The 22,858-nt window shown below is 71.5% G+C and carries 13 protein-coding genes and 2 pseudogenes; 6 read left to right on the forward strand and 9 right to left on the reverse strand.

The window, feature by feature from the left end; translation table 11 throughout:
* Positions 1-142 precede the first annotated feature (142 nt).
* Both ACPT94_RS01565 and ACPT94_RS01570 read left to right on the forward strand, forming a co-directional pair.
* Positions 143-1,357: pseudogene (locus tag ACPT94_RS01565) on the forward strand (MFS transporter); the annotation flags it as partial.
* A 283-nt stretch (positions 1,358-1,640) separates the two neighbouring features.
* Positions 1,641-2,024 (forward strand): hypothetical protein, encoded by a 384-nt coding sequence (locus tag ACPT94_RS01570; RefSeq protein WP_425244885.1) that lies wholly within the window; start codon positions 1,641-1,643, stop codon positions 2,022-2,024.
* 15 nt (positions 2,025-2,039) lie between these two features.
* On the opposite strand, the gene ACPT94_RS01575 is transcribed toward ACPT94_RS01570, so the two are convergent.
* Together ACPT94_RS01575 and aroA are read right to left on the reverse strand one after the other, a co-directional pair.
* Positions 2,040-2,672 carry a GNAT family N-acetyltransferase gene (locus ACPT94_RS01575; RefSeq protein ID WP_425244886.1) on the reverse strand — a complete coding sequence of 211 codons (633 nt, stop codon included), beginning with the start codon at positions 2,670-2,672 and terminating at the stop codon, positions 2,040-2,042.
* The gene (aroA, locus tag ACPT94_RS01580; protein ID WP_360336787.1) at positions 2,669-3,913 is read right to left on the reverse strand and encodes a 3-phosphoshikimate 1-carboxyvinyltransferase; all 1,245 of its coding nucleotides are present in this window, start codon (positions 3,911-3,913) and stop codon (positions 2,669-2,671) included. Before aroA ends, ACPT94_RS01575 begins: the two co-directional genes overlap by 4 nt.
* Positions 3,914-4,436: 523 nt before the next feature.
* On the opposite strand from aroA, the gene ACPT94_RS01585 reads away from it, so the two are divergent.
* Positions 4,437-6,272 (forward strand): glycoside hydrolase family 3 protein, encoded by a 1,836-nt coding sequence (locus ACPT94_RS01585; RefSeq protein ID WP_360336789.1) that lies wholly within the window; start codon positions 4,437-4,439, stop codon positions 6,270-6,272.
* Positions 6,273-6,365: 93 nt separating this feature from the next.
* On the opposite strand, the gene ACPT94_RS01590 is transcribed toward ACPT94_RS01585, so the two are convergent.
* Complete coding sequence (locus ACPT94_RS01590) at positions 6,366-7,295, reverse strand: UTP--glucose-1-phosphate uridylyltransferase (RefSeq protein ID WP_360336791.1); 930 nt, start codon at positions 7,293-7,295, stop codon at positions 6,366-6,368.
* A gap of 295 nt (positions 7,296-7,590) precedes the next feature.
* On the opposite strand from ACPT94_RS01590, the gene ACPT94_RS01595 reads away from it, so the two are divergent.
* Positions 7,591-7,950, forward strand: coding sequence for a CU044_2847 family protein (locus ACPT94_RS01595; RefSeq protein ID WP_360336793.1), 360 nt, complete (start codon positions 7,591-7,593; stop codon positions 7,948-7,950).
* Between the two features lie 53 nt (positions 7,951-8,003).
* On the forward strand, positions 8,004-12,083 hold the full coding sequence (locus ACPT94_RS01600; protein WP_425244887.1) for an nSTAND1 domain-containing NTPase: 4,080 nt from the start codon (positions 8,004-8,006) through the stop codon (positions 12,081-12,083).
* Between the two features lie 78 nt (positions 12,084-12,161).
* On the opposite strand, the gene ACPT94_RS01605 is transcribed toward ACPT94_RS01600, so the two are convergent.
* The 6 genes and pseudogenes from ACPT94_RS01605 to ACPT94_RS01630 all read right to left on the reverse strand — a co-directional run.
* Entirely contained in the window at positions 12,162-13,574 is a 1,413-nt protein-coding gene (locus ACPT94_RS01605) for a S28 family serine protease (RefSeq protein WP_360336798.1), read from the reverse strand.
* Positions 13,575-13,716: 142 nt separating this feature from the next.
* Positions 13,717-14,106 (reverse strand): hypothetical protein, encoded by a 390-nt coding sequence (locus ACPT94_RS01610; protein WP_360336800.1) that lies wholly within the window; start codon positions 14,104-14,106, stop codon positions 13,717-13,719.
* A gap of 137 nt (positions 14,107-14,243) precedes the next feature.
* On the reverse strand, positions 14,244-17,969 hold the full coding sequence (locus tag ACPT94_RS01615) for an ABC transporter ATP-binding protein (RefSeq protein ID WP_360336802.1): 3,726 nt from the start codon (positions 17,967-17,969) through the stop codon (positions 14,244-14,246).
* 111 nt (positions 17,970-18,080) lie between these two features.
* On the reverse strand, positions 18,081-19,100 hold the full coding sequence (locus ACPT94_RS01620; protein WP_360336804.1) for an esterase-like activity of phytase family protein: 1,020 nt from the start codon (positions 19,098-19,100) through the stop codon (positions 18,081-18,083).
* A gap of 174 nt (positions 19,101-19,274) precedes the next feature.
* A complete protein-coding gene (locus tag ACPT94_RS01625; protein ID WP_360336993.1) occupies positions 19,275-20,126 on the reverse strand; it encodes a serine hydrolase in 852 nt (283 codons plus the stop codon).
* A gap of 117 nt (positions 20,127-20,243) precedes the next feature.
* Positions 20,244-20,477, reverse strand: a pseudogene (locus ACPT94_RS01630) (D-alanyl-D-alanine carboxypeptidase); the annotation flags it as partial.
* On the opposite strand from ACPT94_RS01630, the gene ACPT94_RS01635 reads away from it, so the two are divergent.
* On the forward strand, positions 20,448-22,760 hold the full coding sequence (locus ACPT94_RS01635; RefSeq protein ID WP_425244888.1) for a mannosyltransferase YkcB-related protein: 2,313 nt from the start codon (positions 20,448-20,450) through the stop codon (positions 22,758-22,760). The pseudogene ACPT94_RS01630 and the gene ACPT94_RS01635 overlap by 30 nt on opposite strands.
* The last annotated feature ends 98 nt before the right edge of the window (positions 22,761-22,858 follow it).

Raw genomic sequence — 22,858 nt, forward strand, 5'->3', positions numbered from 1 at the left:
TCGGGATCGCCCTGCCGGGATCGCCCTGCCGGGATCGCCCTGGCCCGTAATTGGCTGGCGGGTCCGCGGGGGTGCGGGCTAGCCTCCGCGCCGTGAATCAGCCCTCAGCGCCTGTCGCGCCGCCCGCCGCTCCGTCGGCGTCATGAGTCTCGGCCGGACCTTCCTCGACGTTCGCCCCCTCCGAACCTCCCCCCTCTTCCGGCGGCTGCTGATCGGCCGCACCGTGTCCGTGCTCGGCAGCTTCATGACCATGGTCACCGTCATGTACCAGGTCTGGGACATGACCCACAGCGCGGTCTGGAGCGGCGCGGTCGGCCTGGCGCAGGCGCTGCCGATGGTCGGCTTCGGTCTGTTCGCCGGGGCCTGGGTCGACCGGGTCGACCGGCGCCGCGTCTACCTCCTGGGCACCGTCGGCCAGGCGGTGTGCTCCCTGCTGCTGGCCGTGCAGGGCTTCACCGGGCATGTGCCGGTGGCCGTCGTGCTGGGGCTGGTCGCGGTGCAGTCGGCGTTCGGGGCGGTCGGGGCGCCGGCGGCGGGGGTGTTCGTGCCGCGACTGCTGCCCAAGGACCAGGTCGCCGCGGGGCTCGCCCTGAACCAGGTCACCGGCCAGGCGATGATGCTGCTCGGGCCGGCCGTCGCCGGTGTGGTGCTCGGGTGGTGGGGCATCGGCGTCTGCTATCTGCTGGACGCCCTCAGCTTCGGTGTGTCCTTCTACGGCGCCTTCGGTCTGCCCGCCCTGCCGCCCGAGGGCGAGAAGTCCCGCCCCGGTCTGCACGGCGTCCTGGACGGCCTGCGCTTCCTGACCGGGCACCGGGTGGTGCGCGGCGCGCTGCTGACGGATCTGGCCGCCACCGTGCTCGCGATGCCGGCCAGCCTGTTCCCGCTGGTCAACGCGGAACGCTTCGGCGGTGATCCGCACACGCTGGGCCTGTTCCTGTCGGCGCTGGCGGTGGGGGGTGTCGCGGCGACCGCGTTCTCCGGCCCGGTCACCCGGCTGGCCCGTCCGGGCCCGGTGATGCTGTGCGCGTCCGCGACCTGGGGCGTGGCCCTCGCCCTGTTCGGCGTGACGACCGACGCCTGGACGGGCCTCGGCATGCTGATCCTGGCCGGCGCAGCGGACGCGGTGGCCGTCCTCTCCCGGACGACGATCGTCCAGACCCGTACCCCGGACGCCCTGCTCGGCCGGGTCACGGCCGCCGAGACGATCGTCGGCCAGGCGGGCCCCCACCTCGGCAACCTCCGCGCCGGCGTGGTGGCCGGCTGGACCTCGGGAGCGACAGCGCTGGTCACGGGCGGCCTGCTGTGTCTGCTCGCGGTGGCGGGGGTGGGCGCGACCACGCCGGAACTACGGCGCGGGGGCGGGACGGAGGAGCCTTCGGCGAGCGAGGGAACGGCACCGGAGGCGGACGCGCCACCGTCGACGGCAAAGCCCGGCACCCTCTCGGCGTCCCCGGCAACGGAGCCGGACGGGCCCCGCCGACCACGGCTGCGGCCGGGCCGTGAGACCGGCGCCGGCGCCAGGCCGCAGCGCCGGCAACGACACCGGGGCGCCGGGCACCACCCCTTGGCGGCAGGTAGGTTGATGGCGGCCGGGGCGGGGGCTGCCGGCGCCGAGTGAGGGAACCGACGACGGGGGCGGCATGACGGGACTGATAGGCGTCGGAGTGCTCCTCCTGCCGTTCGGGCTGCGCATCTGGTACGTCGAGCGGAGCATGAGGCGCAACGGCGTGCGCGTGGTCGCCACCTGCGTCGACCACGTCTACGAGGGGAACAGCGCGCATCCGAGAAGGCTGGTCTGCACCGGCATCACCGCGGACGGCCACTCCGCACGCTGGAACGTGGACGCCGACCCCGACTCCTTCCCGCGCGTGGGGGAGCCGATCGAGCTGATCTACGACGCGCAGTACCCGGGTCAGGCGGAACGGTGGACGGAGAAGAAGTCCCCCGTCAGCCTCGGCGTCGGCTGGACCTCCCTGGCCGTGCTGCTGATCGCGGCGGGCACGCTGAGCGTGCTGCTCGGCTGAGGCGGACAACCGCGGTCACGCCGTACGCGCCCGGAACCGCGCCACCCGCTCCGCCAGCCGCACCCGGCGCTCCGGCCACTCGTCGGCCGTGATCGAGAAGATCGCGGAGTCGCGGAGCCGGCCGTCCTCGCCCGGGGCCCAGGAGCGGGACCAGTTGCGCAGGACGCCCTCGAAGCGGGCGCCGACGCTCTCGATGGCCGCGCGGGAACGGCTGTTGCGGGCATCGGTCTTCAGATCCACCCGGGACACCCCCCACTCCTCGAACGCGTGCCGGAAGAGGAGGAACTTGGCCTCGGCGTTCACGCCCGTGCCCTGGGCGGAGCTCGCGAGCCAGGTGAAGCCGACCTCGACGGCGTCCAGCCGGTCCTCGCCCCACCAGCACCGCGGATCCAGGTAGGCCGTGGCGCCGACCGCCCGGCCGGTGGCGAGGGACACCTGCGCGTAGGGCGCGACCCAGCCCGTGGCGGCGCGGGCGAGCTGCGCGTCGACATAGTCGCCGACCTCGTCGGCCCTCGGCACCCAGGTGTACGTGTACGTCCCCCGCTGCTCCTCCGCCGCCACCGCCAGTTCGGCCGCGTGCCGGTGCTCCAGCGGCTCCAGGCGCACCAGCGCGCCATCGAGAACCGGCCCCTCCAGTGTGAAACTCACCCGACGATGTCCTTCCGCAGCCGCCCGAACGCCTCGTGGAAACCGGGGAAAGTCTTCCGGACGCACCCCGGGTCGTCGAACGAGATTCCGGGGGCACGCAGGCCGGTCACCGCGAAGGACATGACGACGCGGTGGTCGCCGTAGGACTTGATCTCCGTGCCGTGCTGTGCGACCGGGCCCGGGTGGACCTCGATCCAGTCGTGGCCCGTCGCCACCTCCACACCCAGCCGCCGGAGGTTCTCCGCGCAGGCCTCCAGCCGGTCGCACTCCTTCACGCGCGTGTTCGCCACGTCCTCGATGCGCACGGGGCCGGAGGCGAAGGGGGCGATCGCGGCGAGGGTCGGCATGGTGTCGGAGATGTCCCGCATGGTGACGGTGACGCCGCGCAACTCGCCGGTGCCCTTCACCGTCGTACGGTCCGCCCCGACCGTCACCTGCGCGCCCATGCGCCGCAGTACGTCCACGAAGCCCAGGTCGCCCTGGAGCGCGCCCGCGCCGAGTCCGGGCACGGTGACCTCGCCGCCCGGCGTCACCGCGGCCGCCGCGAAGAAGTAGCTCGCCGTCGAGGCGTCCGGCTCGATCGCGTACGTCGTCGCGCGGTAGCCCCCCGGCGGGACGACGAAGACGTCGCCCTCCCGGGCGACCTCCACCCCGAACGCCCGCATCATCGCGATCGTGATCTCGACGTACGGCGCCGAGACCAGGTCGGTGACGGTGATGCGCAGGCCGGTGCGGGTCAGCGGGCCGAGCAGGAGCAGGGCGGTCAGGTACTGGGAGGACTGGCCGGCGTCCAGCACGACGTCCCCGCCCTCGACACCGGCCGCCGTGACGGTCAGCGGGTGGTGGCCCTCCGCGTCCTCGTGCCGCAGGTCGACGCCCAGGTCGCGCAGGGCGCGGGTGAGGGGCAGCAGGGGGCGGCGGCGCATCTGGGGGGAGGCGTCGAAGCGGTAGGTGCCGTGGCCGGCGGCGGCGAGGGTCGGCAGGAAGCGGGCGGTGGTGGCGCCGTCGCGGCAGTAGACGTCGGCCTCCCGGACCGCGGGACCCTGCGGGCGGCCGTCGACCTGCCAGGCGTCCGGGGTGCGCCCTACGCGGTAGCCGAGCCGGGTCAGCCCCTCGGCGAAACCCTCGGTGTCGTCGGAACGCAGGGGCCGCTGGAGGGTGGTGACACCGTCGGCGGCCGCCGCCAGGAACAGGGCGCGGGCGGTGATGGACTTGGAACCGGGGATGTCGACGAGGGCCATGCCCCTCATGATCTCGTGCGGGGCGTCCCGGGCGTGGCCGCGTCCACGTGATGGACGCTCTGTCCACCGATCGGACGACCTGCCTCCCGAGGCGCAGCCGAAGAAGGCCGCCGGCCGTCCGTGGCCCAAGTAGACCGCCGGCCGTCCGTGGGCCAAGAAGGCCGCCGGCCGTCCGTGGCCGAAAGCGGCCACCCCGGCGGTGAACGAAGGGCGAGCAGGCGGGAGACCCCCGCCCGCCTCACGCCCCATCAGCCCCGCCGCCCCCTCCCCTCCACCCCCGCATCAACTTCCGGCGATACCCGTACGACGGGAACCCGGCCCGCCCACCGCTCGTCCAACCTCCAAGCTGTCGGATGAGTCTCCTCGGTGCGGTGTCGGCCCTCGCTGCTGGCTGCGATCGCTGACCACCCTCTCCGCCGTACCGCGGCCGGCAGCATGCCGTCATCGGCGCGCCCCCCTCCAATGCGCCGATGGCGGCCCCCATGGAGGTACCGTGCGCATCCCCCTGACCGAAGGAGCGCACATGCCCTCCAGACGTACCGTCCTCGCCGCCACCGCCGGCCTCACCACCGCCCTCGCCCCGACCGGTACCGCCCACGCCCGCGCGACCGACCGCCGCCTGCGTGCCCTGATCTCCCGTATGAGCCTGGAGGAGAAGGTCGGTCAGGTCTTCGTCAGCCGGGTGTACGGTCACTCGGCGACCGCCCCCGACCAGGCCGACGTCGACGCCAACCTCGCGGAGCTGGGCGTGCGGACGGCCGCCGAGCTGATCGCCCGTTACCGGGTCGGGGGGATCATCTACTTCACGTGGGCGCACAACACCCGCGACCCGCGCCAGATCGCCGACCTCTCCAACGGCATCCAGCGGGCCGCCCTCCAGCAGCCGCGCGGTGTGCCCGTGCTGATCTCCACCGACCAGGAACACGGCATCGTCGCCCGCGTCGGCAGACCCGCCACCCTCTTCCCGGGCGCCATGGCGATCGGCGCCGGGAGCTCGCCGGCCGACGCCCGCACCCTCGGCCGGATCTCGGGCCTGGAACTGCGGGCGATGGGCATCCGGCAGGACTACTCCCCCGTCGCCGACGTCAACGTCAACCCGGCCAACCCGGTCATCGGCGTCCGCTCCTTCGGAGCCGACCCGCAGGCGGTGGCCGCCCTGGTCGCGGAGGAGATCCACGGCTACCGGTCGGCCGGGGTCGCGGCGACCGCCAAGCACTTCCCCGGGCACGGCGACACCACCGTCGACAGCCACTACGGCTTCCCCGTCATCACCCACACCCGTGAGGTGTGGGAGGAGCTGGACGCGGTGCCGTTCCGGGCGGCGATCGCGGCCGGCGCCGACTCGATCATGACCGCGCACATCCTGGTCCCGTCCCTCGACGTCCCCCACTCTCGGCTTCGCTCGAGCGGGGGGACCCCCATCGGCGACCCGGCCACCCTCTCCCACCCCGTCCTCACCGGCCTGCTGCGCCAACGCCTCGGCTACGACGGGGTCGTGGTCACCGACGCCCTCGACATGGCCGGCGTCCGCACGAAGTACGGGGACGACCGGGTGCCGGTGCTCGCGCTCAGGGCGGGTGCCGACCAGCTCCTCAACCCGCCGAAGCTGGACGTCGCGTGGAACGCCGTCCGCAAGGCCGTCCAAGGCGGGGAGCTCACGGAGCGGCGGCTCGACCAGTCGGTCCTGCGGATCCTGCGGCTGAAGGCCGGGCTCGGTCTGCTCACCGACCCGTACGCCGACCGGGACGCCGTCGGACGGACCGTCGGCACGCGCGCCCACCTCGCCACGGCCGACCGGATCGCCGAGCGGACGACGACCCTGCTGGTCAACGATGGCCCACTGCTGCCCCTCTCCCCGCGCACACACGCCAGGATCCTCGTCGTGGGCGCCGACCCCGCATCCCCCTCGGGCACCACCGGCCCGCCCACCACCGTCCTCGCCACCGCCCTCACCGGGCTGGGCTTCACGGCGACCGCCCTGTCCACGGGCACGACCCCGTCCACCGCGACGATCGCCCGTGCCGTGACGGCGGCGGGCGAGGCCGACGCGGTGGTGGTGGCGACGTACGACGTCACCGCCACCAGCCCGCAGCGGACACTCGTGGAGCAACTGCTGACGACGGGCCGCCCGCTGGTGGCGGCGGCCATCCGCAACCCGTACGACGTCGCCCAACTCCCCACCGTCAAGGCCTGCTTGGCGACCTACTCCTGGACCGACGTCGAACTGCGCGCCGCCGCCCGGGTGATCGCGGGCACAGTGCGGCCGCACGGAACCCTGCCCGTACCGGTCCAGCGGGCGGACGACCCGACCCGGGTCCTGTACCCGATCGGCCACGGCCTGACGTACCAGGGCACGTAGTGAGTCGTCGCCAAGGGGTGGTCCGGTCAGGTCCTTGAGCGATGCAGCAGGCCTGGGAACCCCAGGCACGTGCATATCCCATCTGTCGGCAGGTCAGGTGTCGTTCTCGGCCTGAAGGGTGGCGGCGTGGTCGGCATCGAGCCCGGCGACCAGGCCGCGCAGGAGGGGGCCGTACTCCGGGTGGGCGAGGGCGAACGCCATCTGGGCGACCAGGTAGTCGGCCGGGTTGCCGGTGTCGTACCAGCGGCCCTTGATGACCTGCCCGTACACCGCGCGCGTGGAGGCGTAGGCGTTGATGGCGTCGGTCAAGTAGATCTCGCCGGTCCGGTGCTCGTACCAGCGGCGGGTCTGCTCGCGCAGTTCGTCGATGATGCCCGGAGTGATGACGTAGCCCCCGATGGCCGCGTACGACGACGGGGCGGCAGCGGGCTCGGGCTTTTCGACCAGCCCGGTGATCCGCAGTTGGCCGCCGCCGAGGTCTTCCTTGACGATGGGCACGCCATAACGCTGGGAGTCGGCCGGATCCATCGGCATGAGGGCCAGCACCGGGCAGCCGGTCTGCTCGTACGCGCGGATCAGCTGCTGGGCGCGGGGGATCTCGGCCACGAAGACGTCGTCGGGCCACAGCACCAGCACCGGCTCGTCGCCGAAGGTCCGGGCGGCGTTCAGCACCGGGGTGCCGTTGCCGTACGGGCCGTACTGGTCGAGGTAGGTGATGTGGCCCCGGCGGGCCAGCTCCGCGATCTCCTCCACCGCGTCCGCGTAGGCCGTCCTGCCGTCTTCGCGGAGTTGTTCGACGAGGGCGGGGTTGGGGCGGAAGTGGTCCTGGATGAGGCTCTTGCCGCCGGAGACGACGATGGTGATGTCCGTGATGCCTGATTCCACCAGCTCGCGGACGGTGTGCTCGATGACCGGCTTGTCGCCGACCGGGAGCATCTCCTTCGGAATCGCCTTCGTCAGGGGCAGTAGACGGGAGCCGAGTCCGGCGGCGGGGATCACGGCCCTGCGAATCGTCGGGGACATCACGGTCTCTCTCAGTGAAGGGCACATCGCACCGATCGGAACGGCACATGGTGACGCTACCAACGGTGCGGCCGAGTGCGGCTCCTTCGGGACGACCCGCTTCACCGAGGTGCCCCGCGGTGGCGAGTGGGCGACGGCAGGGGATGTCGTGCGGCACGACGAGCGGTACCGGTGCAACCGCCAGGGCTACTCGCGTTCTCATGCGTACGGCTCACTCCAGGATGCGGCATATGCCGTTGTCCAGGAATGCTGACGGAGTCCCTGGAGAGCGTGCGCGAGCTGCGGAGGAGGCGTTGTGGCACCTCTGACTCGGATTCCGCTGGAGGGCGGGGGCAGCGTCCTGGTCGAGCAAACGGTGAGCCTGGGGGACGGGCCGGTGAAGGCCGGACGCATCGGTGATGCCGTCCACGACGTACCGGTGACGCTGCAAAGGGCTCTGGAGCCGGTCGCGCAGGCGGCGCAGGCCGCACTGGACCAGTTGCGCAAGGCGCGCCCCGACGAGATCACGGTCGAGTTCGGAGTGGACCTGGCGTTCGAGGCCGGAGCCGTGATCACCAGGAGCCAGGCTGGTTGCCACCTGAACGTGACCGTGTCGTGGAAGAGCGACGGCTCGGGTCAGCAGCACGCGGACGAGAGAACGGCTGCCCTGCGATGACCGGCGCGGACAGAAGGCCGGGCGACGGCATCACATCGGATCTCCTCGCCGCCGTGGCCCAGGTTCTCGGGCCGGACGGAGCGGTCGCCGGCACGGGCTTCCTGGTGGCCGAAGGGGTCCTGGTCACCTGTGCGCACGTCGTCGAAGCGGCCGGGAGCGGTCCGGGCGAGCGGGTCCTTCTGACCTTCCCCCATGTCGAGAGCGCGGAGCGAGTGGAGGGGTGGGTCCCGACGGAGCTGTGGCGTGCCGTCGAGGACGAGGACGTGGCGTTCGTCCGGCTGAGCGGTACGCCGGCAGGCACGAGTGTCCTGCCGTTGGGCTCCGCGGAAGGCTGCCGCGGCCACCAGGTCCGCTCCTTCGGCTTCCCCGCCCAGGCCCCGCCGGAGGGGCACTTCGGCTTCGGTGTGACCGGCGCTCTGCTGCCGGGCGCGGACGGCAGGTGCACGCATCTGCAGCTGACCGCCGCCAACGACCTCACCACCGGCTTCAGTGGCGGGCCCGTCCTCGACGAGGTGACGGGACTGGTCCTCGGCGTGCTCACCGAGATCACGGCACCCGACGCGTACGAGCGGGGGCAGGGCATCGCGTACGTCACCCCGACGCAGGTGCTGCGGGACATCCTGCCGGAGCTGGCCGAGCGGGAGGTGTGTCCGTACCGGGGGCTGGAGCCGTTCACGGCGGAACACGCCCGGTGGTTCCAGGGGCGGCAGGAGGCGGTACGGCAGGTCTTGACCAACCTGGCCCAGCAGCGCCGACTGACGCTGCTGCTGGGGCCGTCCGGTTCGGGCAAGTCGTCGTTGATCCAGGCGGGGGTGCTGCGGGCGCTGGCGGCGGGGGAGCTGCCCGGCAGTGACCGATGGCTCCCTGTCCTCACTCGGCCGAGGCAGGACATGCTCGGGGAAATCGAGCGGGCGGGGCTGCCGGGGGCGAGCAGCGAGGGGATCGTGGCGGCGGTCAACCAGAGGCTCGCGGCCGAGCCTGGTTATCAGCGCGTCCTGCTCGTCATCGACCAGTTCGAGGAACTCCTGGTGCAGAGCACCAACGGCCGGCTGCGTGACCTCCTGAACGTCATCGACGAGGTCACGACGGCGGCCGACGCGTACACCAAGATCACCGTGGTTCTGATCATGCGGGACGACTTCTATCCACAGCTGGCGGCCCTGGCTCCGAAGTTGTTGGAAGCGGCCATGCCGGGCCTCCTCAACGTGCCGGGAACCCTGAGCCAGCAGGACCTGCACGACATCATCGTCCTGCCCGCCCAGGACGTGGGGCTCCGCTTCCAGCCGGGGTTGCCCGAGCGGATCATCGGCGACGTCCTGGAGATCACCCCTGAGTCAGCCATCACCCGGCAGGCGCCGGTCACCGTGCTGCCCCTGCTGGAGATGACGCTCAGCCAGCTGTGGCTCCGGCGGCAGGAGGGCTTCCTCACGCACGAGGCGTACCGGCGCATCGGGGAGGTCAGCGGAAGCGTCACCACGTGGTGCGAGAGCGCCCTGGAGGAGCTGTCCGAGGAGCAACGGCTCATCGCCAGGCGGACGCTGACCTCCCTGGTGCACCCGGCCGACCCGAGTCACAACATCACGGCCGTCCGCACCCAAGTTCCCCTCCAGGAACTGCGCGATCTGGCGGCCGACCCAAGCGACACCGGCGAGAAGGCGGCCGTCGACGACGTTCTCGCCACACTCACCCGCCGCCGCATCATCACCACGCAGACACTTCGGGCCCCACAACACCCCGGTGCTCCGCCGGGCGAGCCGGTGGCCGAGCTGATCCACGAGGCGCTCATCCGGGACTGGGGGGCGCTGCGAGAGTGGGTGGACCAGGACCATCGATTCCAGGAGTGGCTCGTGCGCACGCGCGAGCGGCACGACCGTTGGGCCGAGGACAAGGACCCGGGGGACCTGCTGGGCGGGACGGCGCTGGCGGAGGGGCTGGAGTGGTCACGGCGACGCCATCTGCCAGCTGACATCGAGGCGTTCCTCGCGGCCAGCAGGCAGCGTCAGCGGGCCGCCGTTCGGCGGAGCAGACGCGTGATTGCAGTCCTCGCCGGCCTGCTGGTGCTCGCGATCGTCGCCGGAGTGGTTGCCTTCTGGGAATGGCGTGTGGCGATCGCCGAGCGGGAAGAGGCGCTGTCTCGACACCTTGCCACTCAATCCGACGAACTCATCGCCACGAACCCCGAACTCGCCTCGCTCCTTGCCGTCAAGGCGTACCGCAGCAGTCAGACGTCCGAGGCAATCGACAGTCTGCGAAGCGCCGCGGCCCTGCCGGCGCATCGCAGGCTGTCCGGGCACACTGAGGAAGTGCGCGCAGTGGCGTTCAGCCCGGACGGCCGTACCCTCGCCACCGCCAGCGCCGACAAGACCATCCGCCTGTGGAACCCCGCCACTCGCGAAACCCGCACCACACTCAGAGGACACACCGACGAGGTGAACGCGGTGGCTTTCAGTCCCGACGGCCGCACCGTCGCCACCGGCAGCGACGACGGCTCCGTCCACCTCTGGAACGCCGCCACCGGCAAACTCCGCACCACACTCCCCGGCCACCGCAACGCGGTGTGGTCGATGGCCTACAGTCCCGACGGCCACACTCTCGCCACTGGCAGCGACGACGGAACCGTCCACCTCTGGAACCCGACCACCCGCGAAACCCGCACCACACTCAGAGGACACACCGACCACGTGACGTCGGTCGCCTACAGCCCCGACGGCCGCACCCTCGCCACCGCCAGCGCCGACAAGACCATCCGCCTGTGGGACCCGGCCACCGGCAACCCCCGCACCACACTCGAAGAACACACGGAGCCGGTGACGTCTGTGGCCTTCAGCCCTGACGGCCGCACCCTCGCCACCGCTGACGGCTTCGAGACTCACCTGAGGGACGCCGTCACGGGCAAGATCCGCACCACACTGTACGCCTCAGCGCTCCTGTTGGCCTTCAGCCCTGACGGCAAGACCTTCGCCACTACCAACGACCGCTTGGTCCGGCTGTGGGACACAGCCACCGGTGCGCCTCGGGCCACCCTGCTCGGGCACGCCAACACGGTTCTTGCGGTGGCCTTCAGTCGGGACAGCCGTACCCTTGCCACCGCAGGCCGCGACAAGGCGGTACGCCTGTGGGACGCGAACACCGGACACAACCGCACCACACTCACGGGACACAACAACACGGTGTGGTCAGTGGACTTCAGCCCCGACGGTCGCACCATCGCCACCGCCAGCGCCGACAAAACCGCCCGCCTGTGGGACCGGGCAACTGGCAAACCCCGCACCGCACTCCGAGGACATGACGACGAGGTGAACAGGGTGGCCTTCAGCCCCGACAGCCGCACCCTCGCCACCGGCAGCGACGACGGAACCGTCCGCCTTTGGGACACCGCCACCGGTGAGATCCGCACCACACTCACCGGACACCGCAACAGGGTGTGGTCGGTGGCCTTCAGCCCCGACGGCCACATCCTCGCCACCGCAGGCGATGACGGAACCGTCCGCCTCTGGGACACCGCCACCGGTAAGACCCGCACCACACTCACCGGACACAACGAGACGGTGTACGCCGTGGCATTCAGTCCCAACGGCCGCACCCTCGCCACCGGCAGCGACGACTCCACCGTACGAGTCTGGGACGTGGCCTCTGGCCGGACCCGCACCAAACTCACCGGACACGACGGCGCGGTGATTGCGGTGGCCTTCAGCCCTGACGGCCGCACCCTCGCCACCGGCAGTGCCGACTACACCGTCCGCCTCTGGGACACAGCCACCTTCGAAACGCGCGCCTCTCTGACCAAGCACATCGCATCGGTCGAGGCAGTGGTCTTCAGCCCCGACGGCACCCTTGCCACCGCAGGCGGCGACGGAACGGTCCGCCTCTGGGACGCCGCCACCGGCAAGGCCCTCACCACACTCACCGGCCCCGTCGGCATTATGTACTCGTTGGCGTTCAGCCCCGACGGCCGCACCCTCGCCACCGCAGGCGACGAGGGGACAGTCCGGCTGTTGAACGTCGGCTCTCCCGAACCCGCCGAAGCGCTCAAGAAGATCTGCGCCGTAGTCAACCGCGATCTGACCCCAGAAGAGCGAGCCGCCTACCTCCCCGGCAAATCCACAGACCCCGTCTGCCCGTCCCACTCCTAGGGCGCTCCGCAACATGGTTCGGCCGTGACGGCGGAGCCCGGCTTTGCCGAGCCCTCCGTCACGGCCGAAGAGCCAGAGTCACGGCCGCAGCGCCGGCTCCCGCTCCACGTCCCGTACATCCAGCTTCGCGTCGAACTTCGCCAGCGGCTTGGCCTGGGCCACAGCCGAGGAGGAGACGCCCGCCCAGTCCAGGATCCGAGCCGTGGCCAGGGCCTTCTCGTCGGCGACCAGGCCGGCGACGTTCGCGCCGTGGTTCAGGCCGGGGGCGGTGAAGACGTAGGAGTCCTTCGCGCCCTTGCCGAGGTGGAAGGGCTCGGCGCCCCACGGGTCGTTCTGGCCGTAGACGAAGAGCATGTGGCGGGCGTTGTGCTTGACCCAGGTGTCGACGTCACGCATCGCCCACGGCTGGAACTTCATCGGGATGTCCCGGGGGACGAAGTTGCGCGGCGGCTGGTAGCCGTAGCGGATGTACTTCTTCTCGATGTGGGGGAAGTGGATGGTCGGCGCGCCGAGTTGGGTGCCCGCCTGGTAGTAGTACGGGGTGTACGTCTCCAGGCCCTGGTCGGTGTAGGCGGAGAAGCCGGAGATCGTGTCGATCGAGGTCCAGATCTCGTCGTCGGTCGCGGTCGCCGCGTTCGCCGGGATCGAGTCGCAGTCCGAGAGCAGGCTGTACTGCCAGAAGCCCCAGACGTAGTCGAGGACGACGGCCTCGTAGGCGCGGTCGAGGCTGCCGATGGTGTTGAAGGTGAAGCCCTCCGCCGCCGCGTACTCGGCGTACTTCTTCTCCAGGGGTGCGCGGCGCACCAGCGCCTCGCGCTGGACCGCGTTCAGCCGGTCGCGGCACTCCTTGGTGCCGACGGTGGCGAAGAAGCGGTCGTAGGCCGAGTCCTCGTTGTTCACCACGTCGTTGGGGGCGACGTAGGCGACCACACCGTCCATGTCGCGCGGGTAGAAGCGCTCGTAGTACGTGGCCGTCATGCCGCCCTTGGAGCCGCCCGTGGAGATCCAGTTCTGCGGGTAGATCGTCTTCAGGGCCTTGAAGATGCGGTGCTGGTCGCTCGCGGCCTGCCAGATGTCCAGCTTGGACCAGTCGGCCGGGTCGGGGCGGGACGGGTTGAAGAAGCGGTACTCCATGGAGACCTGGTTGCCGTCCACGATCTGGGTGGGCTCACGGCGGCTGGGCGTGGTGGAGACGTTGTAGCCGCCGGTGTAGAAGACCGTCGGGCGGCTGACGTCCTTGTGCAGCACAGTGATCCGCTGCTGGAACGTGCCCTTGGACGGGTGCCGGTGGTCGACCGGCTGGGTGTAGTTCAGGACGAAGTAGCGGTAGCCGGGGTACGGCTTCTCCTGGATCAGGCTCATGCCCGGTATCGCGAGAAGCCGGTCCTTGATGTCCGTGGCCTCCGGCTCCGCGGCGGTCGCCGCACTCGCCGTGCTCAACGTGCCTATCAGCACGGTGAGCGCCAGCAGCCATCTGAGCGCCTTGCGCATGCGCGTGCACCCTCCCTGTGAGACAGATGTGCGCCGGAAGCTATCGGAGCAACACCCGTCACACCAGGGGGTGTTGGCAAGACAACCCGAAGTCACCCCGAAGTCGGCCCGAAGTCGGGCGGTATGCCGGGACGGGAGCCCGTCAGAAGAGGATCCAGCCGGAGGTGTACGTGCCGCTTCCCACCGAGCCCCTCACCTTCACGGAGCGGTGTCCGACGTAGACCGTCACGGGGACGGAGCTGCGGCTGTGCTTCCTCACCCGCTCCACGGCGACGTGGCCGCGCGCCTGCAGGCTGACGGAGATCCTCCGCTGCGGGCCCGGGTTCTTGGCGAACGTGATGGCGCAGACCGAGCCGCCGCTCTTGTAGATCAGCACCTGGCCGGTGGAGAACGACAGCGTCCTCACCTTCCGGCCCGGGCAGGACGAGGGCGCGGCCTGGGCGGTGCCCGGTGCGGCGAGGGCGAGCAGTACGGAGGTGATCAGCGCGGCCAGAAGGGCCGCCGACCGCCGGCGTATCGCACCACTGTCCACAGTCCCGCCCCTCCCGCGCTACCGGCAACTCCGTACTGGTGTACGGACGCAGGGCGTAGGGCGGATGGTTGCGCCCTGTGCGGTGAGCAGTGCGGGAGCAAGCCGGCCGCGCCCCCGTCGCGGCCGGCGGTTCGCGATCAGATCGAGGTGCCGACCGGCTCCCCCACGAAGGTTCGCCACAGCTCCGCGTACCGCCCGCCGCGCGCGAGCAGTTCCTCGTGGGTGCCGTCCTCGGCGACCCGGCCGTGGTCCATGACCACCACCCGGTCCGCGCGGGCGGCGGTCGTCAGACGGTGGGCGACCACGAGCGTCGTCCGGCGGCCCGCCAGACGGTCCGTCGCCTGGTTGACCTGGGCCTCCGTGGCCAGGTCCAGCGCGGCCGTCGCCTCGTCGAGGAGGAGGATGTCGGGGTCGACCAGCTCGGCGCGGGCCAGGGCGATCAGCTGGCGTTGCCCGGCGGAGAGGTTGCGGCCGCGTTCGGCGACCTCGTGGAGGTAGCCGCCCTCCAGCGTGGCGATCATCTCGTGGGCGCCGACCGCCCGCGCCGCCGCCTCCACCTCGGCGTCGGTGGCGTCGGGGCGGCCGTAGGCGATGGCGTCGCGGACGGTGCCGGGGAAGAGGTACGCCTCCTGCGGGACGACGCCCAGACGGTGGCGGTACGAGGTGAGGTCGAGGGAGCGCAGGTCGGTGCCGTCGACCAGCACGCGGCCGGAGGTGGGGTCGTAGAACCGGGCCACCAGCTTGACCAGGGTCGACTTGCCGGCGCCGGTCTCGCCGACGAAGGCGACGGTCTGGCCGGCGGGGATGCGCAACGCGATCCCGGTCAGGGCCTCTTCGGGTGCGTCGGCGGAGCCGTAGGCGAAGTGCACGTCCTCGAAGGCGATCTCGCCGCGCAGCGAGCGGACTTCGAGCGGCTCGTCGGCGGGCTTCGTGGACGTCGGCTCGCGGAGCAGTTCCTGGATGCGGCCCAGGGAGACCGTGGCCTGCTGGTAGCCGTCGAAGACCTGGGAGAGCTGCTGGACGGGGGCGAAGAACAGGTCGATGTAGAGGAGGTACGCCACGAGCGCGCCGGTCGTCAGGGTCGCGGCGTCGATCCGGCCCGCGCCCGCGATCAGTACGCCGGCGGCGGCCACCGACGACAGGAGCTGCACGAACGGGAAGTACACCGAGATCAGCCACTGGCCCCTGATCCGCGCCCGGCGGTAGCTGTCGCTGCGCTCCGCGAACCGCGCCCCGCCGTCCCGCTCGCGCCGGAAGGCCTGCACGATCCTCAGCCCGGCCACCGACTCCTGGAGGTCGGCGTTGACCACCGACACCCGCTCCCGGGCGAGTTCGTACGCCTTCACGCTGGCCCGGCGGAAGAAGTAGGTGGCGACGATCAGCGGGGGCAGGGTCGCGAAGACGACGAGGGCGAGCTGCACGTCGATCACCAGCAGGGCGACCATGATGCCGAAGAAGGTGACGACCGAGACGAACGCGGTGACCAGGCCGGTCTGGAGGAAGGTCGACAGCGCGTCGACGTCCGTGGTCATCCTCGTCATGATCCGGCCGGTCAGCTCCCGCTCGTAGTAGTCGAGGCCGAGCCGCTGGAGCTGGGCGAAGATCTTCAGGCGCAGGGCGTACAGGACGCGTTCGCCGGTGCGGCCGGTCATCCGGGTCTCGCCGGTCTGCGCCACCCACTGCAGGGCAACGGCGAGCAGGGCGAGCAGGGAGGCCGTCCAGACGGCGCCCAGGGCCATCCGTGTGACGCCGTCGTCGATGCCGTGCCGGATCATCACCGGCAGGAGCAGCCCCATACCGGCGTCCACGGCGACGAGGCCGAGGCTGATCAGGAGCGGCAGCCCGAAACCGCGCAGGAGGCGGCGCAGGCCGTACGAGTCCTCGGGCGTGACCGCGCGGGACTCGTCGACGTCGGGGGTGTCGGTCGCCGGCGGGAGGGCCTCGACCTGGGCGAGGAGCTCGGGCGTGGCGGGCGTACCGGAGAGCGCGGTGTCCTTCGGCTCGCGGTCCCCGGTCCACAGGCGGGGGGTCACCCCGCGCTCGGCGTCGAACTCCGCGTCCAGCTCGTCCCGTACGGAGGTGTCCTCGCGGGGTGCGGCGGGGACGGCGTGGCCGGGCGAGACTCCGCCCAGCTCGTCGGGGTCGGTGAGCAGCCGCCGGTACAGCGCCGACCGCTCCTGCAGCTCCTCGTGGGTGCCGAGGTCCGCGAGACGGCCGGCGTCGAGGACGGCGATGCGGTCGGCGAGGTTGAGGGTGGAGCGGCGGTGGGCGATGAGGAGGGTCGTACGGCCCTCCATGACGTGCTTGAGGGCCTCGTGGATCTCGTGCTCGACGCGGGCGTCCACCGCGGAGGTCGCGTCGTCGAGGACGAGCAGGCGCGGGTCGGTGAGGAGGGCGCGGGCGAGCGCGATGCGCTGGCGCTGGCCGCCGGAGAGGGTCAGGCCGTGTTCGCCGACCTTGGTGGCGTAGCCCTCGGGCAGCTCGGCGATGAAACGGTCGGCCTGGGCGGCGCGGGCGGCGGCCTCGATCTCCTCGTCGGTCGCGTCGGGACGGCCGTACGCGATGTTGGCGCGGACGGTGTCGGAGAAGAGGAAGGAGTCCTCGGGGACCAGGCCGATCGCCGCGCGCAGGGAGTCGAGGGTGAGCTCGCGGACGTCGTGGCCGCCGATCAGGACGGCGCCCCGGGTGACGTCGTAGAAGCGGGGCATCAGCAGCGAGATCGTCGACTTGCCGGAGCCGGAGGAGCCGACGACGGCGAGGGTCTCGCCGGGGCGGATCTCGAAGGACAGCCCCTGGAGCACCGGGTGGTCGTCGTCGTACCCGAAGGAGACGTCGTCGAACTCGACGGTCGCGGGGGCGTCGGCCGGGAGGTCCTTGGTGCCGTCCTTCAGGGTCGGCTCGGTGTCGATCAGCTCCAGGACGCGTTCGGTGCCCGCCCGGGCCTGCTGGCCGACCGTGAGGACCATGGCGAGCATGCGGACCGGCCCGACGAGCTGGGCGAGGTAGGTGGAGAAGGCGACGAACGTGCCGAGCGTGATGTGTCCGCGCACGGCGAGCCAGCCGCCGAGCGCGAGCATCGCGACCTGCCCGAGGGCGGGGACGGCCTGCAGGGCCGGGGTGTACCGGGAGTTCAGCCGGACCGTGCGCAGACGCCCGGCGAAGAGCCTGCGTCCGACCTCCCGCAGCTTCCCGGTCTCCTGCTCCTCCTGCCCGAAGCCCTTCACCACGCGGACACCGCTGACGGCCCCGTCGACCACACCGGCGACGGCGGCGGCCTGGGCCTGCGCGTACCAGGTGGCGGGGTGCAGCTTCGTGCGGCTGCGCTTGGCGATCCACCACAGGGCGGGGGCCACGGCGAGGGCGACGAGGGTGAGCGGGAGCGACAGCCACGCCATGACCACGAGGGAGATCAGGAAGAGCGCGAAGTTCCCGATGGTCATCGGGAGCATGAAGAGGAGACCCTGGATGAGCTGCAGGTCGCTGGTCGCCCGGCCGACGACCTGCCCGGTCGACAGCTCGTCCTGGCGGCGGCCGTCGAGCCGGGTGATCGTCCCGAACATCTCCGTCCGCAGGTCGTGCTGGACGTCGAGGGCGAGACGGCCGCCGTAGTAGCGGCGGACGTAGGTGAGCACGTAGACGAGCAGGGCCGCGCCGATCAGGGCGCCCGCCCAGGGGGCCATGGCACGGCTGTGGTCGCCGATCACGTCGTCGATGATCACCTTGGTGATCAGCGGGACGACCGCCATGACGGCCATGCCGGCGAGGGAGGAGCCGAGGGCGAGGACCACATCCGCCGGGTGACGCCACGCGTACCTCGCGAGCCTGTGCGCCCAGCCTCGCCTGTCCCCCTGTTGCGCTGCCACGCCGGTGCCTCCCGTTCGTCCTGATCTTCCAGAAGGCACCAACGCGGAGGTAAGCGGATTTCATCCCTCCGCAACAATCGGGGGCGCGGGGCGGGGGCGTACCCGGAGGGGTCAGACGCGCACGCGCAGGTCGTAGAACCGGGTCGTCTGCGCCGCGTTCTGGTTGTCGTCGCTGACCAGCAGCACCTTCAGGCGGCCCTTGGCTCGGCCCGTGATCGCCATGCCCTCGATGTTGTCCAGCAGGGGATTCGGCTGGGGCTGCTGGGCGGTCGCTCCGAGTGACGGGCAGTTCACGAGGTCCGCGAGAAGGGTCTTCCTGATCAGGCGGACGTCGTCCTGGCCGGTCAGCGTGTCGATGCCGCTCGTGTCCGTCGCCCGGCGCGGGTCGGCCAGGTACAGGCGGACCGTGTTGCCGACGCCGGCGGTGAAGCCGCGCTCCAGGACGAGGAGACGGCCGTCGGGGGTGGCGGCGACCTCCGGGACGCCGAGGCCGGCGTCGGTGCGGTAGGCGTACTGGGCGGCGAGGGCGAAGCGGCCGTCCTTGGTCCGCTTCCAGGTCTGGAAGCGGACGATGCCGGCGGTGTCGCCGGAGAGCGCGTACTCCATGGACGCCAGCAGGGTGCGCCCGCCGGGCAGCAGGGTCAGCCCCTCGAAGGTGCCGTTGGAGACGGCGCGCCCGGCCGGGGCGACGCGGAGGGCGTCGGGGACGGGGAGGCGGTCGAGGATCTTCCCCGCGGGGCTGTACCGGCGTATGGACGGCTCGGTCTCGGAGGTGATCAGCCGGGTGCCGTCGGGTTCGACGACCAGGCCCTCGGAGTCGAGGGCGGCGCCGCTCTCGTCGGCGAGCGGGACGACCGCCCTGGGCACGAGGGTCTTCGCGTCGAGGTCGAAGAGGGCCGAGCGGTCGGAGAGGGCCGCGAGCGAGCCGTCCCCGTCGACGGCGAGCGCGGAGAAGTTGCCGACGAAGGTGCCGGCGTAGGTGGTCTTGTCGAGGGCGTCGGAGAAGCCGTCGACGGAGACCGTGGGGGAACAGGCCCGGTTCTGCTGGGCGCTCGCGGGCCCGGCGGCGGAGAGGCAGGTGGCCGCCGCCAGGCCGGCGGTGAGAGTGGCGAGTACGGTTCGCAGGCGCATGGCGGTCACCGTAGGGCGGGCGGGTGACGGCCGGTAGGACGCGCCGTTAAGGATCCCCGAGGGCTCAGAAAGGCCGCGAGGTTCCGGACGATCCCCCGGGCGGGCTCGGGAAAAGGCCGCGGGGAGGTCCCGAGGGCTCAGGAGACCGCGAGGCCCCGAGGCCGCCGCTCGGTCTCAGGAGGCCGCGAGGTCCCGGTGGATGACCTTGGCGACGCCCTGGATGGTCGTGATGCCGTAGTTCATCGTGCTGTTGCCGTGGGTGAGGACGGTGATGTGGTAGTCGTGGCCGCCGCCCTTGAAGGTGCCGACGCTGTGCACCCGCCAGCCGTGCGTGGCACGCGACAGCCAGCCGTTCTTGACGTGCCAGGAGACACCGGCGGGCCTGCCGTACGGGGTGCCCCAGCGCTGGGAGGCGACGACCTGGCCCATCAGCTTGAGCACGTACGAGCGCGAGGCGTCGGTGAGGACCGCGTTCCTGGCGGTGAGCAGCCTGAGCAGCTTCTGCTCGTCGGTGACGGTGATCTGGGTCAGACCCCAGTAGCCGTTCGCGCCCGGCTTGGTCTGCGTCATCCTGGCCGCGGTGAGGAAGCCCTTGATCTTCGTCACGCCGAGCTGCCTCCACAGGGTGGAGGTGGAGGCGTTGTCCGATTTGGTGATCATGGCCGTGGCGAGGGTCTTCTCACGGCTCGTCAGGGCGCGGTGGTGCTTCTGCGCGTCCCACAGCAGCGCGGAGAGGACGGTCACCTTGACGACGCTGGCCGAGTCGTAGGCGGTGGAGGCGCGCAGGGTGCAGGTGGTGTTGGTGCTGCGGTCGTAGAGGCCGACGGCGACCGTGCCCTTGCGGTTGGCAAGAGCGGCCGTGATGTCCTTCTTCAGCTTGGCCGCCAGACCGGCTTCGGCGGAGGTGCAGCTGACGGTGGGGGTGACGGCCGCGGCGGGAGTGGCGGCGGCCACGCCGGTCATGAGGACGCCGGCGGTGAGCCCGGCGCCGAGCAGTCTTCTGCTTCTTCTGGTCCGGTGAGTCATGCCTCGTTGACTCACACAAACGACCGAGAGTTGTACGGATGTTCCAGGAACCCTGTTCGTGACGGCGTCACGGGAGAAGTCAATTCCGGTAACTTGCGCCGGAGTTGACTTGCCGTCCTTGCCCTGCGTGAGGCCACTCAGCGCGATGGCCCCGGTCAGGGTGCCGGTCTTGGCGTGCACCTTGCCAACGGCGCACGACGAGTTCACGTCGTCGAAGCGGCCCCACTCCGGGCCGAGGGTGCTGCCGGCCTCACGCGTTTTCACAGGCGGGTGCCAGGTACGGCACAGTGCGCGCTCACGCCCGCTCTGCACGATGCCCGGGTGACATCTGCCACCGATCCACACCCCCACACGACCGTGTCCCCCGACTGGCCGCCGCCGACGGCCTCCGCGTCGGCGCCGGTGACACCCCCGCCGGACAAGGCCCCGCGCTGGTCGCTGCCCGCGCTGATCGCGATCCTGGTCCTGGCGGCGGTGCTCTACGGCTGGAATCTCTCCGGAAACAGCCTCAACAGCTTCTACAGCGCCGCCGTTTACAGCGGTACGCAGAGCTGGAAGGCGTGGTTCTTCGGCTCGCTCGACGCCGGGAACTTCATCACCGTCGACAAGCCGCCGTTCGCGCTCATGATCATGGGCCTGTCCTGCCAGATCCTCGGATTCGGCACCTGGCAGATGATGGCGCCGGAGATCGCGGCGGCGCTGGGCACGATCTGGATCCTGCACTCGTCGGTGAAGCGGGTGTTCGGGCACGCGGCGGCCGCCGTCGCCGCGCTGGTGCTCGCGCTGACGCCGATCACCGTCGCCATCAACCGGGACAACAACCCCGACACGATCCTCGTGCTCCTGATGGTCGGCGGAGCCGCCCTCGCCCTGCGCGCCACGCGCGACGACAGGCTGCTGCCGCTCATCGGCTCCGCGGTGTGCTTCGGCCTCGCCTTCAACACCAAGATGCTCCAGGGCTACATCGCCCTGCCGGCCGTCTTCGCCGTATACGTGTACGCGTCGAGGCTGGGGTGGCGGAAGAAGGTCGTCAACCTGGCGCTCGCCGCCGTGGCGTTGGCCGTCTCCAGCTTCTGGTGGGCGACGGCCGTGTCCCTGGTGCCCGCCGACGACCGCCCGTACATCGGCGGTTCGACCGACGGCAGCGCCTGGGACCTGATCATGGGCTACAACGGTCTGGGCCGGGTCCTCGGCGGCGAGGGCAACGGCGGTGGCGGTGGCGGCGGAGGCGGCACCTTCGCCGGGACCGCGGGCATCGGCCGTATGTTCAACGAGATCCTCGGCGGCCAGATCTCCTGGCTGATCCCCTTCGCGGGCATCGCGCTCGTCGGCGGGCTGGTGCTGTGCGGGCGGGCCCCGCGCACCGACGTCACGCGTGCCGCGCTGGTGCTGTGGGGCGGCTGGCTGGTGCTGCACTACCTGACCTTCGCCATGGCCGAGGGCACCATGCACCCGTACTACACCACCGCCCTCGCCCCGGGCATCGCCGCGCTGTGCGGCGGCGCCGGTGTGATGCTGTGGCGCGCCTTCCGCAGCGGTGACGCGCGCTGGTCGTGGGTGCTGCCCGCGGGGCTCGCGGTCACCGGCGTCTGGGCGATCGTGCTGCTGCGCCGGGCCACCGGCTGGAACACCTGGCTGTGGCCGGTCGTCGGCGTGGTCATGGTCCTCGCGATCGTGGGCCTGTTCGTCTTCCGGTCCGCCGGCTCCGGCACCAGGGTCCGGCTGCTCGGCGTGTCCGTCGCCGCGGCGATCGTGGCGGCCCTCGCGGGCCCGGCGGCGTACGCCGCCTCACCGGCCTTCGGCTCCTCCGCCGGCGGCGGCATGGGCGGCACCAACCCCACCGCGGGCCCGTCCACCGGGGGCGGCATGGGCGGTCCCGGCGGCGGCCGGGGCGGCTTCGGCGGCGGCAACGGCGGTCCCGGTGGCCAGATGCCCGGCGGCACGCAGCAGGGCGGCGGCCAGGCGAACGGCGCGTTCCCCGGCGGCGGCAACGGCGAACTTCCGCAGGGCGGCGGTACCCCCAGCGGCGCGCCGAACGGCCAGGGCGGCCGGCAAGGCGGGACGAACGGGGAGTTCCCCGGCGGTGGCCTCCAGGGCGGCACCGAGAACAACACGGCTCCGGGCGGCGGGACCGGCGGCGCAGCCGACGGCATCGGCGGTGGCCCCGGTGGCGGCCAGGGCGGCGGCATGGGCGGTGGCGGCATGGGCGGCGCCGACAGCCGGCTCGTCTCGTACCTGGAGAAGCACCAGGACGGCGCCAAGTGGCTGATCGCGGTGTCCAACTCGCAGAGCGCGGGCCAGATGATCCTCAGCACCGGCGAGCCCGTCATCTCCATGTGGGGCTTCACCGGCTCCGACCAGGCGATGACGCTCGCGAAGCTCAAGGAACTGGTGAAGAAGGGCGAGCTGCACTACATCCAGCTCGGCGGCGGCGGTATGGGCGGCAACAGCAGCCTGAACCAGGAGATCACCGCCTGGGTGCAGAAGAACGGGACGGCGGTGAAGGAGAGCGAGTACAGCTCGAACGCGTCGTCGAGTTCGGGCTCGACCTCCGACTCGGCCTCGGGCGCGTCGGGCTCCTCCGGCTCCTCCAGCTCGTCGATCTACCGTCTGGACCCGTCGGACGTCAGCTGACGATCCGTCCCCAACGGCCCCCGACCTTCCGGTCGGGGGCCGTTGTGACTGTCAACTCGCGTAGACAAGGGGCGATTTGCCGCTTCCGGTCACCCAAT

This window comes from Streptomyces aurantiaciflavus (genome assembly GCF_049808595.1).
Classification (GTDB): Bacteria; Actinomycetota; Actinomycetes; order Streptomycetales; family Streptomycetaceae; genus Streptomyces.

Bases quoted from the DNA above. Each gene is read 5' to 3' on its own strand.
- ACPT94_RS01625 (WP_360336993.1), bottom strand. From the start codon at position 20,126: ATGACTCACCGGACCAGAAGAAGCAGAAGACTGCTCGGCGCCGGGCTC.
- ACPT94_RS01585 (WP_360336789.1), top strand. From the start codon at position 4,437: ATGCCCTCCAGACGTACCGTCCTCGCCGCCACCGCCGGCCTCACCACC.
- ACPT94_RS01620 (WP_360336804.1), bottom strand. From the start codon at position 19,100: ATGCGCCTGCGAACCGTACTCGCCACTCTCACCGCCGGCCTGGCGGCG.
- ACPT94_RS01570 (WP_425244885.1), top strand. From the start codon at position 1,641: ATGACGGGACTGATAGGCGTCGGAGTGCTCCTCCTGCCGTTCGGGCTG.
- ACPT94_RS01605 (WP_360336798.1), bottom strand. From the start codon at position 13,574: ATGCGCAAGGCGCTCAGATGGCTGCTGGCGCTCACCGTGCTGATAGGC.
- aroA (WP_360336787.1), bottom strand. From the start codon at position 3,913: ATGGCCCTCGTCGACATCCCCGGTTCCAAGTCCATCACCGCCCGCGCC.
- ACPT94_RS01590 (WP_360336791.1), bottom strand. From the start codon at position 7,295: ATGTCCCCGACGATTCGCAGGGCCGTGATCCCCGCCGCCGGACTCGGC.